This window comes from Candidatus Nanosynbacter sp. HMT-352 (assembly GCF_021222645.1).
Lineage (GTDB): Bacteria > Patescibacteriota > Saccharimonadia > Saccharimonadales > Saccharimonadaceae > Nanosynbacter.
In genome coordinates this window covers 452855-467141 of sequence record NZ_CP089520.1, presented here as the reverse complement: position 1 = coordinate 467141, position 14287 = coordinate 452855, and the positions used below count along the sequence as shown (strand labels likewise).

Here is a 14287-nt window from a genome sequence, read left to right as displayed (position 1 = left end):
CAGTGGTTTTAAACTGAGTCGTTCTTTATGCCAAAAGACTGAATTAATCTGTCAAATTATCGTGCTTTAAATCCTTAATGGCGTTGGTAGCTTCTTCTTGGGTGAACCCCCATCCGTCGACAAGAGATTTTATTAAATTACTTCTGCTGTATTTTATATTTTTTAGATTATCTATAGCACGCAGCTTTGCTCGCTCGGTGTAATTAATATTATATTCTTCTAATACTTCACGGATGTATGATTCTGAATCCTTCATCTCTTGATCGCGGGCTATGCTGATTATTAGGGATTTTTTTGAAAGCATACCGTTATAGTAATTGCCTGTGGTGTAATTTTTTTCAATAAGATTACGTAGGTTGATCTTGAAGTCATAATTCAGACGCTGTAAACCTTCTTCTGCCTCTTCCTTAGTGAATTTACCGATCTCTTGCAGGAGTCTTAGGATGGAATTTCTTGAGATGGTGGGTTTCTGTCCTGATAGATAACTACTGGCTTCTAGTTGAGCGTTATGTGCAAAGTCAATTTTTACTATATTAAACACATTTTTGATCTCTTCTTTAGTGAATCCTTGTAAGGTGAGGAGATTTTCATATTTTACTTTTGATGTATGGTTGTAGGAATCTAGGGCTTTTAGAGCCTTTACAGCCTGCATTTGGAACATCCTAGCAACGTCGATTTCATGGTTTAGCTCATCAAGCGCTTTTTCAACCTCTTCCTTTGAGAATCTAAAATCACCCTTGGGTCCTGTATCGGTAAATCTTTCCATTAGTTTACTTTTGGAAATCCATACGTTAGGATCTTTGTTGATATCGGCTGATGGTGGTATGAAAAATTTTATTGCTCTTTTTGCGTTATTGATGGGATTGTAATTTGGATATATTATCTCTAGTAATTGGAGTGCTGCAGTGTAGTCTAGTTTGTAGTAGGTTGAAATGTAGTGTGCAGCTCCAAACTTAGAGAATCTGGAATTATCTAGGTTTTGATATTTAGCTATTTCTGCTAATTCTCTTGAAAACCTCTTGTCCCATTTTCCGTCGCTTCCAACTACATAGTTGTCTGGTGTGACGGTATTCTTTAACATATCGCCATTTTTACCGACGTAGTAGTCGCCGACCCACTGGTCGTGCAGCATGTGACCTTTAGTGTCGAAGTAGTACCATTTGTCGCCAATCATTTTCCAGGTGTTTTCGGTCATGTGTCCGCTGGTATTAAAGTAGTACCAATGTCCGTTTATATATTCCCATTTACTATGAATGATATATCCGCGCCCATCAAAGTAGTACCATTTGTCGCCAATCCTCTCCCATTTGTTCTTTGGGTAGCTGCCGTCCGAATTTCTGTACCACCATCCGATTGAGTCTTTGCGCCAATCTCCGCTTGCCGCATGGGTTGTTGTAGGTGTGCTTACTGTGACTATGGTGGCACTTACGATCATTGCCGCCACTAAGCTTTTTAAAATTTTCTTCACAATCTCCTCCTGTTAAGTATTGTTTCAATTTTTTATTATAGCATACTATGGTTGACATTTCCGCCAGTGGCGCCACTCTGTTGAATCTGTTATAATTTCTTTATGACTAAGAAACACGCTTACATAACCACTGCCATTCCTTACGTAAACGGCTTGCCGCATATTGGGCATGCCATGGATTATATGTTGGCAGATGTGTGGGCGCGTTATTCCAGGCAGAACGGGCGTGAAGTTCGTTTTCAAGCCGGCGTAGATGAGCATGGCAATAAAATTGCCGCCAAAGCTGCCAGTCAAAATCAAACCCCTCAAGAATACGTCGATCAAACGCACGTCAATTTTAAGAAGATGATTGCTGAGCTGAATATTTCAGTGACGGATTTTATTCGAACAACTGACGCGCATCACGTTGCTGCGGTGCAGTATATTTGGCAGAAACTCGTTGAGGCTGGTTACATTTACAAAGGTTCATATGAAGGCTGGTATTGTCAGGGTTGCGAAGCTTTCGTTACAGATAAAGAAGCTGCCGATAATAATGGGGTTTGTCCAGATCACCAGACGCCGTATCAGCGTTTGAGTGAGGAAAATTACTATTTTAAGACCAGTGCTTTTTCGGATAATATTCGTCAGGCAATTGAGTCAAATAAAATGAGAATAGTGCCTGAATTCCGTAAAAAAGAGTTTTTGGAATTGATAAAAGACGGCCTGAAAGACGTGTCGGTTTCTCGTCCGCGTAAAAATCTTAGCTGGGGTGTGCCGGTTCCTGGTGATGATAATCAAGTCATGTACGTCTGGTTGGACGCTCTCAGTAATTACATTACGGTTATCGGTTATCCTGATCGTCCAGAAGAGTGGCAATCTTTTTGGCCGGCTGACGTGCAAGTCATTGGCAAGGACATTCTCCGTTTCCACGCTGGTATTTGGCCAGCAATGCTCATGGCACTAGATTTACCGCTTCCGAAGGTCTTGCTTGTTCATGGATTTATTAATTCTGGCGGAATGAAAATGTCAAAGAGCCTTGGAAATGGTGTTGGTCCGACTGACATTATTCCAGATTACGGCGCTGAGGCGTTTCGATATTATTTCTTGCGCCACGTACCGACGCAAGACGATGGTGACTTTACTTGGGAAAAGTTTGAAGCTGCGTATAATGGTGAGCTTGGTAATGATTTGGGTAATTTGGTTCAGCGAGTCGCTAAAATGGTACAGAGTTATCAAGCTTGCGTTATTGGCGATGCTCCACAATCAGAACACGATATGGGACCGTATCGTCAGGCGATGGAAAGTTATATGTTCGATCAAGCAATGGACGAAATTTGGCTAATTGTTCGCTCTTTGAATCAATATATTGAGCGAGTTCAACCATGGCAAGTTGCTAAAAATCGTGATAAAGATCCAGAGGCGGAGTCGCATTTGAGTGAGATTTTGGCGTATGCTTGCGGTACGTTATTGCAAGTGTCCGACATGTTGCGCCCATTTATGCCGCAAACTGCCGAGAAAATTCACAATATGTTTGCTAGTGGTGTTGTGTCGTCAGAATTGACACCTCTGTTTCCGCGCAAGTATATTCATACGCCAGATCCGCGCGCCCCAAAAGCAGATTCTCAGGTTAAATAGCTATGGGTGAAGTTAATGAATAATAGTGCGACTGAGGGTTTACGTCTGATAGATTCGCATTGTCATTTGCACGATACGGAATTTTTTACGGACAATCGCGAGCAATTTTACAAAGAAACGGTCGAGGCGAATATTGGTATGATTTGTGTCGGTACTGACCAGAGAAGTAGCCGCCAAGCTGTGGAATTTGCCGCGAATCATGAGTCTACTTGGGCGGCAATTGGCGTTCATCCGCACGATACGAAAGATGGCTGGGGAGATGTCAAAACCTTGCTGGAGAATAAGACGAAAAATTCTCCGATTGTGGCAATTGGCGAGATTGGGCTCGATTATTATTACAATAACAGTCCGCGGGAAACACAAATTGAGGGCTTGGAGGCGCAACTTCAAATGGCAATAGATTATGATTTGCCAGTAAGTTTTCATGTTCGCGATGGTGCGAAGGATCAGCCGTCAGTTTGGGGTGATTTTTGGCCAATCTTCGATAATTTTCCTGGACTGCGCGGTGTTTTGCATAGTTTTACCGATACGCGCGACAATTTAGAAAAAGGTTTTTCGCGAAATTTGTACGTTGGACTTAATGGAATTAGCACATTCACAAAGGATCAATTGCAAAAAGAATTGTTCGCTTCAATCCCGCTGGAGCGATTATTGCTAGAAACTGACGCGCCATTCTTGACACCAGCGCCGTTTCGTGGTAATATAAACAAGCCAGAATATGTGAGATTGGTGGCTGAATATTGGGCAAAGCAGCGAAATATTGATTTTGATGTTTTAAGCCAAGCTACTCTTCACAACACAAAAGAACTTTTTGGCATTTGAAAGTGGAGAAAATGAATAGTACGCCGGAATGTGTTACAAAAACACCTGAAATTGAAGCTCGCGAAAAACTTGCCGCTATTTTTTCTGATGCCGAGCGGTGTGATAACTCTAAGGTGAACCCTGAATTGGGGAAGACTGCGATTGATATTGAAAATACTTCCAGGATGAACTCTGCTGATGATGGGGCGGTTTATTTATGTAATCAAGCACTTGGTAGCTATGAAAAAAGTCTTGACCACATTAACAACGGTCCGCTTGAAACCGTGCAGACAATTGGTATTTCACTTCAACGCTTACGTGAATACAAAACAGAGAGGAGTTGTAGGTGACTAAGTTTTTGAAAAAAGTACGAAGTTTGGTTTTTGCTGATGACAGTGACGCAGTGTCTTTGTTGAAATTCCGTAAAAAAGATCGTCCATTAAAGAAATTTACCGAGCGCGAGCTAATCCAACTGGAAAGTGAAATTGGCGCAACAATTTTTGGCGAGAAGCCAGCTCATGTTGCGCGACGAGAGTTTTTTAATTTAGATAAAGATACCTGGATTTGGTATGAAGAAGTTGCTGATGGTAAGGGTGGCCGGCAAGAATTGACGACGCGCTATGAAGTGCAACCAAAGGGAATTTTGAAGATTCAGCCGAATTATCGCTATAGTTACTTGGAAGGCGACGAGCTTCAGAATTTTGTCTTGGCAACTAAGGAATATTACGAGCGAGTTTCTCGACAATTGTATAAGAAAGATCCGCAAACCGGTCGGCCGCTTTGATATAATAAAAAAGTGAATAAAGACTACATTTATCTTGATCATGCTGCTGCTACACCAATGGATCCATTGGTGATTGAGGCGATGTTACCATATTTTTCTGAAAAGTTTTTCAATCCGTCTAGTCCGTACGCTCCAGCAATATTTACGAAGCGTGAATATCAAGACGCGAAGGCTCGGCTGGCGCGCTGCTTGGGTGTGATGGCTGATGAATTAATAATGACAGCTGGAGCAACTGAGTCTGTCAATTTGGCGTTCAATGCAGCAAATGGCGTAAGCTTAATTTCGGCAATTGAGCATGACTCGGTTATTAATTCCGCAAAAGCACGTTCGGAAGTGAAGTTAATTCCTCCAATGAAAAATGGACGAATAGATCCGAACACTGTTAAAAAAATGTTAACGCCAGATGTTGGATTTGTTAGTATTGCGCTAGTGAATCATGAGCTGGGCTACATCCAGCCAATTGAGGAGATTGCGGAAATTGTAAAAGCTGAGCGACTCAGGCGCCAAGAAAATAATGAACCTTTACCGTTGATTTTTCATACAGATGCTTCGCAGGCGGCGGCTTTAATTGACGTGAAAATTAAAAGGCTGGGCGTTGATTTATTGACATTATCTGCGGCGAAAGTTTACGGTCCAAAGCAAGTTGGACTGCTGTGGGTGCGACCTGGCGTTACGCTGAAAGCCAATATTTTTGGTGGTGGTCAAGAATTGGGTCTGCGTAGTGGAACTGAAAACGTTGCTGGCGTGGTTGGTTTTGCGACTGCTTTGGAATTGGCACAAAAACGACGTTCTGCTGAAGTGAAGCGACTGCGAAAGTTGCGGGAAAATTTGGTAAAAGATTTGAGGCAGACTTTTCCTGAGATGCTGATATCGTCAGATATGAAAAAAAGTTTGGTGAGTTTTTTGAACATATCATTTTCTGGAATTGACGCTGAAAGATTGGTGTTTTTATTAGAATCTCGTGGAGTTCTAGTGGCTACGGGCAGTGCTTGCGCGGCTAATTCTGGAACACGTTCTCATGTGCTAGCGAGTGTTGGCCTGAGCGAATCAGAGATTGACGGAAGTCTAAGGCTTACCTTAGGCAAGTTGAACAATGATGAGAATATAAAGCGAGCTGGCGAATTTATCATCGAAGCTGTACAGGCGGAAATGAAGAGGGCTCGTCGATGATCCATAAATTAGTTGGCTTAATGATTTTTGCTGCTTTGGTGATTTTTGGGCTTAGCGCGTATTTATCGCCGAATGATTTGGGAAAATGCCAAAGTGTAGGCGAAGGCGATTGTCGTAAGGCGGATGCAATAGTTGTTGTCAGCGGTGGCGATACGAATGCGCGAACTGACGAGGCTATTAAACTGTATAAAGAAGGTTGGGCACCGTTGATCGTTGTGTCGGGCGCGGCGGCCGATAAAACTGGACCGTCCAACGCTAAGGCTATGTATCAACGAGCGATTAACAGCGGCGTTCCAGAGAAAGCCATTGTTATGGACGAGTCTTCCGAAACGACCAGACAAAACGCCACTGAGGTGAAGAAGATTGTCGATTCACGAAAAATTGAAGATGTGATTTTGGTGACGAGTGGATATCATATGCGTCGGGCGCAACTCGAATTTTCAGCGCAATTTGACGATGTGAAAGTTCGAAGCCATCCAGTATCTTCCGATAAAAACTGGAGTTCGTTGTGGTGGTTGACGCCGTGGGGTTGGTGGCTAGCTATGGGCGAATTAATGAGAATTGGGCTATTTGCTATGGGGTTGTCTAGATGAGTAAGAAAGTTTTTGTCGGTATGTCTGGTGGCGTAGATTCATCTGTAGCTGCGGCGCTATTGGTCGAGCAAGGCTATGACGTGACAGGAGTTTATATGAAGAACTGGTCGGAAGATCTTCCTGGAATGCATTGTCCGTGGGCGGAAGATGTTGCTGACGCTAAGCGTGTGGCGGTTGGTTTGGGCATTGATTTTCGAGTTTTTGATTTCCAGAAAGAATATAAGCAAAACGTTGTCGATTACATGATTCGCGAATATCAAGCGGGTCGCACGCCAAACCCAGATATTATGTGTAATCAAGAAGTGAAGTTTAAGATATTTTTGGAGGCTTCGTTGGCGGCTGGAGCGGATTATATCGCCACGGGGCATTATGCGCGCGTTGCGCATGAATCGTCTTCGTCGGCTAAATTGTTACGCGCCCGTGATGATAATAAAGACCAAACCTACTTCTTATATCGAGTGACTTCGGAAGCTTTGTCAAAAACCATATTTCCGTTGGGTGATTTTACTAAGGCGGAAGTTCGCGAAATGGCGAAAGAGCGTGGTTTGTGGACGGCTAGTAAAAAGGAATCGATGGGAATTTGTTTTGTTGGGCAAGTTGGAATTCGCGAGTTTTTGTCGGAATATGTTAAAACTGCGCCAGGAAATATTATTGATCAACAGACGGGATCTGTCGTCGGTAAGCATGACGGCGCAATTTTCTATACACTCGGTCAGCGTCATGGGCTGAATGTTGGTGGCGGACTACCTTATTATGTTGTGGGCAAGGATATGGAGAAAAATGAGGTTTACGTGTCGCGCTCGATTGATAATGAAAGTTTGTGGCGAAAAGAACTTAGGCTGGCGGATGTTCATTGGATTAATCAAGCGCCGCATAAAGATAGGAATGTGCAAGTTCGGCTGCGTCATCGAGGCGCTTTATTCGACGCGAAAATTGACGGAGATATTGTGCACCTTTCTGCTTCGGAGCGTGCCGTAGCCGCGGGTCAATCTGCGGTAATATATGACGGTGATGAATGTTTGGGTGGCGGAATCGTGAAAACAGATTGACCTTATGGGAGAAATAGTGTAAACTGTTCTAAAGTAAGGAATAATAAAACGTAGAGTTAAAGGAAGAATTAATTTTATGCTAGCAATTCGTTTGCAACGTTTGGGTCGCAAAGGTTATCCAGTATATCGTTTGGCGGTACAAGAAGCACATCGTCATCCATCAAGCGGTCGTGTAGTCGCTTATGTCGGTAGCTACAACCCACACACTAAAGAATCAAATATCCAAGTTGAATTGGTTCAGAAATATTTGGACAATGGCGCACAGCCAACACCACGCGTAGTTAAGTTATTGAAAGAAGCTGGCGTTAAATTGCCAAAGTGGGTTAAGGAAGTTTCTGCTGATAAGCACAAAGCTATCCGTAATCCAGAAAAACTTCGCAAGAATCAACCAAAAGAAGAGCCAGCTGAATAATCTGTTGAGATTGGCGATTTGACCTATAAACCCCATCTGTAAGGTGGGGCTATTTTATGGTATAATAACACTCATGAATGCCCAAAAAATACGTAGTAAATATCTTGAATTTTATAAAAAACAGGGTCACGCCGTTGTTGAGCGTGCGCCGTTGATTTTAACTAATGACCCGACGACTTTATTTACGGGCGCCGGAATGCAGCCGATGATTCCGTACTTGCTTGGTGAGACGCATCCCGAAGGTAAGAGAATTGCCGATTCTCAAACGTGTTTGCGAGCGCAGGACATCGACGACATTGGCGATAATCGTCATACGACATTTTTTGAGATGCTTGGAAACTGGAGTTTGGGCGACTATTTTAAGGAAGAACAAATTGGTTGGATGTGGACGTTTTTGACTGAGGAAATTGGTCTTGATCCGCAGAGATTGTATGTAACGTGTTTTATTGGTGCGCCGGAATATAATATCGATAAAGATGTTGAAGCGGCTAAATTGTGGCAGAAAAAGTTTGCAGAAAAGGGCATTGATGCAAAGATGGCGGATATCGGCAGCGAAGAGCAGGGAGCGGCGCGTGGTGTAAATCCAGGTGAAAGAATTTTCTTTTATGACGGCAGCAAAAACTGGTGGAGTCGCAATGGCGGTCCAGAAACTACTCCGGTTGGTGATCCGTGTGGTCCGGATAGTGAGATGTTTTATGAGTTTGATTTCATTGAGCATGATCCAAAATTTGGTGAAAATTGTCATCCGAATTGCGATTGTGGTCGATTTATGGAGATTGGTAATAACGTATTTATGGCGTACAAAAAAGTTGCTGAGGGGCAATTTGAACCACTCGATAAGCCAAATATTGATCATGGATCTGGACTTGAGCGAATCGCGGCTGCAGCAAATAATGATCCTGACGTCTTTAAGATTAGTTTGCTCTGGCCGATTATTGAAAAACTGCAAGATCTGAGTGGCAAGGATTATGCTTCACATACCGAAAGTATGCGAGTGATTGCTGATCATTTGAGGGCTGCGACGTTTATGGCGGTTGATGGGTGTGTGCCAAGTAATAAAGAGCAAGGCTATGTGATGCGTCGTCTGCTCCGTCGGGCAATTCGCTATAGTTTTGATTTGGGAATCGAGCAGAATTTCCTGCAAGAAGTTGTGCCGACGATTGCTGATTTGTATGAAGCCGATTTTCCAGAGGTGAAGAATAATCGCGACAATATAATTGCTGTCCTTGTTAAGGAGGAGAAGGCTTTTCGTCAGACTTTGAGAAAAGGTTTGCGACAAATGCAACGCTACGTTGACGATGGCTTGACTGGTGAAGAATTGTTCACTTTGTACGACACTTTCGGTTTCCCGGTGGAACTCAGTACGGAAGAGGCGTATAAACAAGGAATTAAGCTTTCGGACAATTGGCGCGAGGAATTTACCGCGAAAATGAATGAGCAACGACAGCGCTCTAAGACGGCTCGCAAGGGGCAATTTAGCGGTGGCCTGGAAGGTCATGATTCTATTCATCTGAAATATCACACGGCGACGCATTTGTTGGGCGCGGCGTTACGTAAGGTTTTGAATGCGCCAGATTTACAGCAGCACGGAAGTAATATTACTGCCGATCGATTACGCTTTGATTTTAATCACGACAAATTGACGCCAGAAGAAAAACAGGCCGTCGAAGATCAAGTTAATGCTTGGATTGATGAAGATTTGCCAGTTAGCTTTGCTGTTTATCCTACAGGCGAGGCGCTAAATATGGGTGCAATTGGTGCATTCGGTGAGCGTTACGGTGATAAAGTTAAGGTGTATTCTATTGGCAAGGATGATAATATCGTCAGCTTTGAAGTCTGCGGCGGTCCACACGTCGAACACACTGGAGTTCTATCTGAAGATGGCAAGCGATTCAAAATCACCAAAGAAGAATCTAGCTCGGCTGGAATTCGTCGAATCAAGGCTGTTTTAAGATAGATAATTAACTGTTGCTCTAAAATCACAAGCGTTATATAATATTTCTTATATGGCATTGAAAGACATGTTAAAGAAGTCTGATAAAGATAGTCGAGAACTATTGGTTAGCTTAGATATTGGTACGGAAGTGGTTAAGGCGTTGATCGCCGAAGTTAAAGACGACGAGCTGAAGATTATCGGCGTTGGTCGAAAACAGCAGGAAATGGGCGATATGCACAGTGGTGCAATTGCTGATATTGCTGGTGTTGTGGCGAACTGCGAAGAGGCTCTGTCTGAAGCTGAAGATCAAGCCGGTGTTCAGGGTAAGCGAGTTGTTATTGGTATTGCGGGTGAACTAGTTAAGGGTGTTACGAATACTATTCGCTATCGTAGGCCGCAGCCAAATAAGCCATTAGATATTGATGAGATGGAATTTATCATTGAGAAGGTTCAGGAGCGAGCTCAGGGAAAAGCTCAGGCTCAAATTGCGCTAGAAACTGGCAATGAAGATGTAGAGGTGAAATTAGTCAATTCTGCTCTGGTGAGTATTCATATTGACGGCTATAAAGTCTCAAATCCGATCGGTTTTCAGGGACGAGATGTGGCTGTACAGATCTACACAGCATTTGCTCCGATGGTTCACATTGGCGCGTTAGAAAAGGTTGCTGATGAGCTGGCGTTAGATTTGGTGGCTGTGGCTGCTGAGCCATTTGCGGTGAGTAGGAGTGTTTTGGGATCGGATACGGATAGCAATTTCACGGCGATTCTAGCGGACATTGGTGGTGGCACGACGGATATTGCAGTTGTTAATGACGGCGGAGTCGAAGGCACAAAGATGTTTGGTATTGGTGGACGAAGTTTCACTAGAACTATCGCGGCCGACCTGGATTTAAGCTTCAAAGATGCAGAAAAGTTGAAGCTGAATATTGATAATGAGAATTTGAGGCCTAGCGTAAAGAAGAAAGTTGACATAGCGATCGATAAGACTTTGGAGGTTTGGCTATCGGGCGTTGAATTAGCGCTGAGTGATTTTGATAATGTTGACTATTTGCCTAATAGGATTTTACTGTGCGGCGGCGGATCGAGCTTGCAGAAAGTTACCGAAGCTCTGAAAATTCGACGCTGGCCAGAGGATTTGCCTTTTACTAAGAAACCTGTGGTTCAGTATATTAATCCGAGTGATATTACAGGGATAATCGATGAAACTGGAGATATTAGTGATCACACATTTGTAACAGCAATGGGCTTGTTGCGAGTTGGATATGATACAATTATCGGTAGTCAGGACGGTAATAGTTTAGTTGAAAAAGTAAATAGGTTGTTAAAGATTTAAAATGAATAAAGACGTTATTTATATTGATGTAGAAGACGACATTACGACGATAATTAGTAAGATTAAGGCGTCAAAAGAGAGGATTATTGCGCTGGTGCCACCTCGAAGAATTGGCGTTTTACAGAGTGCGGTTAATATTCGATTACTAGCTCGGGCGGCAACTTCAGCAGATAAGAGAATTGTATTAATCACGAATGATTCTGTTTTGATTGGATTAGCAGCGTCTGCGAAAATTCCTATTGCAAAAACACTTCAGAGCAAGCCAGAAATTGCGGAGATTCCAGCTCTGAAAGTTGATGACGATAATGATGTGATTGATGGCGGCAAACTAGCAGTTGGAGATATGGCGGATTCCGCGAAAAGATCAAAGAAATCTGATGAAGATTCTGTCGTAGATAATGCTATAGCTGACGCAAACAAGAAGGAGTCTAAGGGACTGGATTCTCTGAAAAAGATGGTTAAAAAGCCGAAAGTTCCTGATTTTAATACATTTCGTAAAAAGTTGTTATTGATAGGCGGCAGTGCCTTGCTTTTGGTCGTATTTTTGGTTTGGGCAATTTGGTTTGCGCCACATGCCACGGTTATTATTTCAGCAAAGACGACCAGTATGACGGTCAGTGATACCGTTGGCTTGAATGAAACAGCCGCTACAAACGTAAAATCTAATATTATTAAGTCTATAAAGAAAGAATTGACAAAGGAAGTTAGTGTTGAATTTTCTGCTACAGGCAAAAAGAATGTTGGAGAAAAGGCTACTGGAGTAGTTGTCTTTAGTAACTCGTCGTCAAGTAGTGTGACTATTTCAGCTGGTACAATTTTGAAAAATAGTGGACTGTCTTATACTTTGAATTCTTCTGTGACTGTTCCAGGGGCTACATTGGGTTGGAGCTGTCCAGGATATAAATGTTCGGGATCTGCTTCTGGGGCTATTACCGCTAGTGAGGGCGGAGCTCAGTATAATGCAGCGACTGGAAGAATGAGTATCTCAGTTGATGATATTTCTGCGTCGTTGCGGTCTGCTACCAGTGGCGGTACCGATAAAACTGCGACAGTTGTGACGGCTGGTGATATAGAATCGGCAAAAAGCAAGCTGAGCGAAAAGAAGATCGATGGATTAAAAGAGCAATTGTTGTCGTCATTTGGCGATTCGGCAACGGTTATAACTGAAAGCTATGTTGAAAATCGATCAGATCCTAGCTCGAGCGTGGCGGTAGATGGCGAAGCGATTGGGGCTGTAACTCTAAAATCTACAATTACCGCCAGCGCATTGGCTATTGATAAGAATGAGCTAAAAAACTTTGTGGAAGCAAAACTTAAAGAGGAGATTTCTGGTAAGAAGTCACAGAGAATTTATGACAATGGAGTAAATAAGGTTGCGTTTTCACAATTTTCTAGGGCGCATAATGTTCAGACTGTGCGCTTAACTACGAATGGCAAGGTTGGCCCAGATATTAAAGAAGCGAACGTAAAGGATCAAGCCAAAGGCAAGAGCTACGGAGAAGTTCAGTCTGCTATTGAATCTATCGAAGGCGTTGAGGATGTCGATGTTAAATTCTCGCCATTCTGGGTTAAATCTGTTCCAAAAGATATCAATAAGATTAATGTCGAATTTAAGATAAAAGATGTCAAGTAAAAACTTTTTAGCGCTAGATATTGGATCGCGGCGAATTGGTTTGGCTATGGCGGATTCGCAAGTGAAAATTGCCGTGCCGTTTGGCTGGTTGGAGAATAGTGAAAATATTGTCCAGGAAATAACAGAGCTAGTATTGAGACACGATATTGATACGATCGTAGTGGGTTATCCACGAAATCAATCTGGCGAACCAACGAAGCAGACGGAATTTGTAGAAGAATTTGTTAAGCAATTTGAAGACATTGAGCTTGATACAGAGATTGTTTTTCAGGACGAATCTTTAACGAGTGTGCAGGCCGAGCAGAGATTGGGGAATAAAATTAAAGATAAGGGCGAGATTGATGCAGAGGCTGCTAGCATAATTTTGCAGGATTTTTTGGAGGAGAATTATGAAAATTCGTAAACAACGTATTTGGTTGTTGGTGTTGTCGATAATTGTGGCTATCGCTGGAATCGGCGCCCTTGGGGCAACAGTGTGGTACAAGCAGATGCTTTCTCCTGTCGACGTAAATAGTCGGCAAGCTTTCAGGATTAATATTAAAGAAGGTATGGGGTCTAGTGATATTGCCAAAACTTTAGAAGATAATAAGGTTATTAAAAACTCTTTGGCGTTTTCTATTTACACGAGGATCCATAATTCGGCGAGCAAGTTTAAGGCTGGCGTTTATTCTGTAAAAGCTTCACAATCTGTCGATGAGATAATTAATCATTTGACCAGCGGTAAAACTGATGAGATTGCTATAACATTTTATCCTGGATCGACTTTGAATAAAAAAATAAAGAATTCTGATGGTAGAGAGGTTGAATCTGTGCTACTTAAGGCGGGGTTCTCGGATGATCAGATAAAAAAGGCATTTGCCGCTAAGTATGACAGTCCAGTTTTTGCAGGTAGACCGGAAAATGCTGGGCTTGAAGGGTACATTTACGGTGAAACATTCTATATTTCCCCAGATGAAACTGCAGAACAGGTTTTGCAGCGCTCAATTAATCATCTGGAGAAAATTGTTAAGAAATATAATTTAGAGGGTAAATTTAAGGCTCGAGGACTAACTTTGTATCAAGGGATAACTCTAGCATCGATTATCCAGCGCGAGTCGATCGGCTGTGGGTCTGGTGTGGAAACTTGCGAGGATCAGCGTAAGATTGCTAGCGTATTTTACAATCGCCTGAAAGCCAATATGCCGCTTGGCTCTGATGTAACATATCAATATATTGCTGACAAAACAGGGGTAGAGCGCTCGCCAAACCTTAAATCGCCATATAATACACGCATTCAAAAAGGCTTAACTCCTGGACCAATTGCTTCGCCTAGTTTGAGCGCGTTGAATGCCGCTGCTGATCCAATAAACTCTGATTATCTATATTTCCTGAGTGGCGATGATGATATTACATATTTTGCGAAAACCAACGAAGAGCACGAAGCTAATGTCAAAGCTCACTGTCAAAAGAAGTGCCAGATTTCTTGACAAAAACGCATTTTATAAAATTTATTGA

The 14287-nt window shown here is 42.6% G+C and carries 14 protein-coding genes; 13 read left to right on the top strand and 1 reads right to left on the bottom strand.

What is annotated here, in order from left to right; translation table 11 throughout:
• Nucleotides 1-43: 43 nt before the first annotated feature.
• Nucleotides 44-1468 carry an N-acetylmuramoyl-L-alanine amidase family protein gene (locus LR957_RS02480; RefSeq protein WP_232272777.1) on the bottom strand — a complete coding sequence of 475 codons (1425 nt, stop codon included), beginning with the start codon at nt 1466-1468 and terminating at the stop codon, nt 44-46.
• Nucleotides 1469-1570: 102 nt separating this feature from the next.
• Here LR957_RS02480 and metG point away from each other — a divergent pair, with 102 nt between their 5' ends.
• From metG to mltG, 13 genes are all read left to right on the top strand, one after another.
• Nucleotides 1571-3082 (top strand): methionine--tRNA ligase, encoded by a 1512-nt coding sequence (gene metG, locus LR957_RS02475; RefSeq protein ID WP_232272776.1) that lies wholly within the window; start codon nt 1571-1573, stop codon nt 3080-3082.
• A gap of 15 nt (nt 3083-3097) precedes the next feature.
• Nucleotides 3098-3904, top strand: a complete 807-nt coding sequence (locus LR957_RS02470) for a TatD family hydrolase (protein WP_232272775.1) — start codon at nt 3098-3100, stop codon at nt 3902-3904.
• A gap of 11 nt (nt 3905-3915) precedes the next feature.
• The gene (locus tag LR957_RS02465; RefSeq protein WP_232272774.1) at nt 3916-4233 is read left to right on the top strand and encodes a hypothetical protein; all 318 of its coding nucleotides are present in this window, start codon (nt 3916-3918) and stop codon (nt 4231-4233) included.
• Nucleotides 4230-4667, top strand: coding sequence for a hypothetical protein (locus LR957_RS02460; protein ID WP_232272773.1), 438 nt, complete (start codon nt 4230-4232; stop codon nt 4665-4667). Before LR957_RS02465 ends, LR957_RS02460 begins: the two co-directional genes overlap by 4 nt.
• Nucleotides 4668-4679: 12 nt before the next feature.
• On the top strand, nt 4680-5837 hold the full coding sequence (locus LR957_RS02455) for a cysteine desulfurase family protein (RefSeq protein WP_232272772.1): 1158 nt from the start codon (nt 4680-4682) through the stop codon (nt 5835-5837).
• Entirely contained in the window at nt 5834-6430 is a 597-nt protein-coding gene (locus LR957_RS02450; RefSeq protein WP_232272771.1) for a YdcF family protein, read from the top strand. Before LR957_RS02455 ends, LR957_RS02450 begins: the two co-directional genes overlap by 4 nt.
• Complete coding sequence (mnmA, locus tag LR957_RS02445; protein WP_232272770.1) at nt 6427-7479, top strand: tRNA 2-thiouridine(34) synthase MnmA; 1053 nt, start codon at nt 6427-6429, stop codon at nt 7477-7479. The genes LR957_RS02450 and mnmA overlap by 4 nt, the downstream gene beginning before the upstream one ends.
• Nucleotides 7480-7555: 76 nt before the next feature.
• Nucleotides 7556-7891, top strand: coding sequence for a 30S ribosomal protein S16 (rpsP, locus tag LR957_RS02440; protein ID WP_232272769.1), 336 nt, complete (start codon nt 7556-7558; stop codon nt 7889-7891).
• Nucleotides 7892-7964: 73 nt separating this feature from the next.
• On the top strand, nt 7965-9848 hold the full coding sequence (locus LR957_RS02435; protein ID WP_232272768.1) for an alanine--tRNA ligase: 1884 nt from the start codon (nt 7965-7967) through the stop codon (nt 9846-9848).
• 49 nt (nt 9849-9897) lie between these two features.
• Nucleotides 9898-11160, top strand: a complete 1263-nt coding sequence (locus LR957_RS02430) for a cell division FtsA domain-containing protein (RefSeq protein ID WP_232272767.1) — start codon at nt 9898-9900, stop codon at nt 11158-11160.
• Between the two features lies 1 nt (nt 11161).
• Nucleotides 11162-12793 (top strand): hypothetical protein, encoded by a 1632-nt coding sequence (locus tag LR957_RS02425; RefSeq protein WP_232272766.1) that lies wholly within the window; start codon nt 11162-11164, stop codon nt 12791-12793.
• Nucleotides 12783-13196, top strand: a complete 414-nt coding sequence (ruvX, locus tag LR957_RS02420; RefSeq protein ID WP_232272765.1) for a Holliday junction resolvase RuvX — start codon at nt 12783-12785, stop codon at nt 13194-13196. Before LR957_RS02425 ends, ruvX begins: the two co-directional genes overlap by 11 nt.
• Nucleotides 13183-14259: an endolytic transglycosylase MltG gene (gene mltG, locus LR957_RS02415; protein ID WP_232272764.1), complete on the top strand. Its 1077-nt coding sequence runs from the start codon at nt 13183-13185 to the stop codon at nt 14257-14259. The genes ruvX and mltG overlap by 14 nt, the downstream gene beginning before the upstream one ends.
• The last annotated feature ends 28 nt before the right edge of the window (nt 14260-14287 follow it).

What these genes read in the sequence shown, in the direction of transcription:
- metG (WP_232272776.1), top strand. Translation starts at nt 1,571, where the DNA reads ATGACTAAGAAACACGCTTACATAACCACTGCCATTCCTTACGTAAAC.
- LR957_RS02470 (WP_232272775.1), top strand. Translation starts at nt 3,098, where the DNA reads ATGAATAATAGTGCGACTGAGGGTTTACGTCTGATAGATTCGCATTGT.
- LR957_RS02465 (WP_232272774.1), top strand. Translation starts at nt 3,916, where the DNA reads ATGAATAGTACGCCGGAATGTGTTACAAAAACACCTGAAATTGAAGCT.
- LR957_RS02450 (WP_232272771.1), top strand. Translation starts at nt 5,834, where the DNA reads ATGATCCATAAATTAGTTGGCTTAATGATTTTTGCTGCTTTGGTGATT.
- mnmA (WP_232272770.1), top strand. Translation starts at nt 6,427, where the DNA reads ATGAGTAAGAAAGTTTTTGTCGGTATGTCTGGTGGCGTAGATTCATCT.
- rpsP (WP_232272769.1), top strand. Translation starts at nt 7,556, where the DNA reads ATGCTAGCAATTCGTTTGCAACGTTTGGGTCGCAAAGGTTATCCAGTA.
- LR957_RS02435 (WP_232272768.1), top strand. Translation starts at nt 7,965, where the DNA reads ATGAATGCCCAAAAAATACGTAGTAAATATCTTGAATTTTATAAAAAA.
- LR957_RS02430 (WP_232272767.1), top strand. Translation starts at nt 9,898, where the DNA reads ATGGCATTGAAAGACATGTTAAAGAAGTCTGATAAAGATAGTCGAGAA.
- LR957_RS02425 (WP_232272766.1), top strand. Translation starts at nt 11,162, where the DNA reads ATGAATAAAGACGTTATTTATATTGATGTAGAAGACGACATTACGACG.
- ruvX (WP_232272765.1), top strand. Translation starts at nt 12,783, where the DNA reads ATGTCAAGTAAAAACTTTTTAGCGCTAGATATTGGATCGCGGCGAATT.
- mltG (WP_232272764.1), top strand. Translation starts at nt 13,183, where the DNA reads ATGAAAATTCGTAAACAACGTATTTGGTTGTTGGTGTTGTCGATAATT.